Source organism: Isoptericola sp. NPDC060257 (assembly GCF_042726645.1).
Classification (GTDB): Bacteria; Actinomycetota; Actinomycetes; order Actinomycetales; family Cellulomonadaceae; genus Isoptericola; species Isoptericola nanjingensis.
Genome location: NZ_JBHXAW010000428.1, coordinates 1 through 2,307, shown reverse-complemented (window position 1 = coordinate 2,307; position 2,307 = coordinate 1). Strand labels below are relative to the sequence as shown.

Below are 2,307 nucleotides of genomic sequence, written 5' to 3'. Positions count from 1 at the left end.
CCCGTGAACGCGTCCGCGCGAAGCCATCCTCGACCCGCGCGACCGCACCGACGCGGAGCAGCGGCTAGGAAGCAGCCAGCTCCGCCCGGACCTCCTCCCGCAGGCGCCCGTGCCGCGACGGCTCGGGGGCGGCGGCGAGCAGCGTCTTCGTGTACTCGTGCTGCGGGTTGAGGATGACCTCGTCGGACGGACCCCGCTCCACGATGTCCCCCCGGAACATCACGATGATCTCGTCGCTGAAGTGTCGCGCCGTGGCGAGGTCGTGGGTGATGTACAGGACGCCGAGGTTCTCCTCGCGCTGCAGCCTGGCGAGCAGGTTGAGCACCCCGAGCCGGATGGAGACGTCGAGCATCGAGACGGGCTCGTCGGCGACGAGGAACCTCGCGCCGGGTGCGAGAGCCCGGGCGATGGCGACCCGCTGCCGCTGTCCGCCGGACATCTCGTGCGGCCGCTTGACCGCGTAGAGCTCGGCCGGTGTGAGGTTGACGCGCTCCAGCAGGTCGTGGACCGCGGGCTCGAGCGCGTCACCGCTCGCGACACCGTGCAGCTTCAACGGGCGCTCCAGGTGGTGCGCCACCGTGTGGTACGGGTTGAGCGACGCGAACGGGTCCTGGAAGACCATCTGCACCTGGTGGCGGTAGCTCGACAGCGCGCGGCCGCGGCGCCCGATAGGCCTGCCGTCGAGCAGGATCTCGCCGCTCGTCGGGGTCTCGAGCTGGGAGATCATCTTGGCCACGGTCGACTTGCCGGACCCGGACTCGCCGACGAGAGCGAGGGTCTTGCCGGGCTCGAGCGTGAACGACACGTCGTTCACGGCACGCAGGGTGCCGCTGCGCAGCCCGCTGCGGACCTTGAACTCCTTGACGAGGTTGCGGACCTCGAGGCTGCTCATGACGCCTCCTCCTCGGCGGCGTCGCGGGTGACGCCGGTGCGGACGAACGAGCCACGGTCGCCCGTGAGGCTCGGGAACGAGTCCAGGAGCTGCCGCGTGTACGGGTGCTGGGCCCGCGCGTAGATGGACTCCGAGGTGTCGAGCTCGACGATCCGGCCGGAGCGCATGACGGCGATCCGGTCGCTGATCTCGAGCAGGAGCGGCAGGTCGTGGGTGATGAACACGACGGCGAAGTTGAACCGCTCGCGCAGCCGCATGATCTCGCGCAGGATGCCGCGCTGGACGACGACGTCGAGCGCGGTGGTCGGCTCGTCCATGATCATGACCTGCGGGTTGAGCGCCATCGCCATGGCGATCATGACGCGCTGGCGCATCCCGCCGGACAGCTCGTGGGCGAAGCTGTCGAGGCGCGTCGGGTCGACCCCCACGAGCTCGAGCAGCTCGGCGGAACGCGCGGCGCGCTCCTTCGTGCCCATCTGCGGCCTGTGGGTGGTGAGGACGTCTCCGAGCTGCTTGCGCACGCTGATCACCGGGTTGAGCGAGTTCATCGCCCCCTGGAACACCATGGACACCTTGTCCCAGCGGAAGGCACGCAGCGCGTCGCCGGTGAGGCTGACGACGTCGATGTCGGCGCCGTTCGCGTCGTGGAACGTCACCTCGCCGGAGCGGAGGATGGCCGGGGGCTTGAGGAGCCGGTTGAGGCCGTAGGCGAGCGTCGTCTTGCCGCACCCCGACTCGCCGGCGAGCCCGAGGATCTCGCCGCGGTGCAGCGTGAGGGAGACGTCGTCCACGGCGCGGACGGGCGGGTCCACCTCGTACTCGATGGACACGTTCCGAGCGGTGAGGACCGGCTCGAGGCGGGCCACGTGGTCGTCGTGCGTCGGCGACGACAGCGGGCCGGTGGTGGTGGCGGTCATGCGTCGACCCTCTCCTTGTCGGCGGCGACGGTCTCCGTCGCGGCTCGGCGGCCGAGCTTGTCCTTGCCCGCCTTGCGCGCCTCGCGGACGCTCTTGGCGGCGGCGGGCGCGAGCCGCAGCTTCGGGTTGACGATCTCGTCGATGGCGAAGTTGACGAGGGAGAGCCCGGTGCCGAACAGGGCGATCATCAGGCCCGGGGGAACGAACCACCACCAGGCGCCGCGGGTCAGCGCGCCGCCGCCCTGCGCCTCGTTGAGCATCGTGCCCCAGGTGATCGACCCGTTGGGCCCGAGGCCCAGGTAGGACAGGCCGGCCTCGCCGAGGATGGCGAGCACGATCGCGAAGAGGAACTGGGACGCCAGCAGCGGCAGCAGGTTGGGCAGCACCTCGACGCCGATGATGCGCGGCGTCTTCTCCCCGGCGACCCGGGCCGCGGAGACGTAGTCGCGCACCCGCAGCGACCGGGCCTGGGACCGCAGCACGACGGCGGGCCCCGCG

At 71.0% G+C, this 2,307-nt stretch carries 3 protein-coding genes; all 3 read right to left on the bottom strand.

Annotation, left to right across the window (positions count from 1 at the left end; translation table 11 throughout):
• Window positions 1-64: 64 nt before the first annotated feature.
• Complete coding sequence (locus ACFWEK_RS20900) at window positions 65-892, bottom strand: ATP-binding cassette domain-containing protein (RefSeq protein WP_430548389.1); 828 nt, start codon at window positions 890-892, stop codon at window positions 65-67.
• The gene (locus ACFWEK_RS20895; protein WP_430555287.1) at window positions 889-1,809 is read right to left on the bottom strand and encodes an ABC transporter ATP-binding protein; all 921 of its coding nucleotides are present in this window, start codon (window positions 1,807-1,809) and stop codon (window positions 889-891) included. The genes ACFWEK_RS20900 and ACFWEK_RS20895 overlap by 4 nt, the downstream gene beginning before the upstream one ends.
• On the bottom strand, window positions 1,806-2,307 hold a 502-nt coding region (locus ACFWEK_RS20890), incomplete at its 5' end, for an ABC transporter permease (protein ID WP_430555286.1). The genes ACFWEK_RS20890 and ACFWEK_RS20895, both read right to left, overlap by 4 nt.

Bases quoted from the DNA above. Each gene is read 5' to 3' on its own strand.
- ACFWEK_RS20895 (WP_430555287.1), bottom strand. From the start codon at position 1,809: ATGACCGCCACCACCACCGGCCCGCTGTCGTCGCCGACGCACGACGAC.
- ACFWEK_RS20900 (WP_430548389.1), bottom strand. From the start codon at position 892: ATGAGCAGCCTCGAGGTCCGCAACCTCGTCAAGGAGTTCAAGGTCCGC.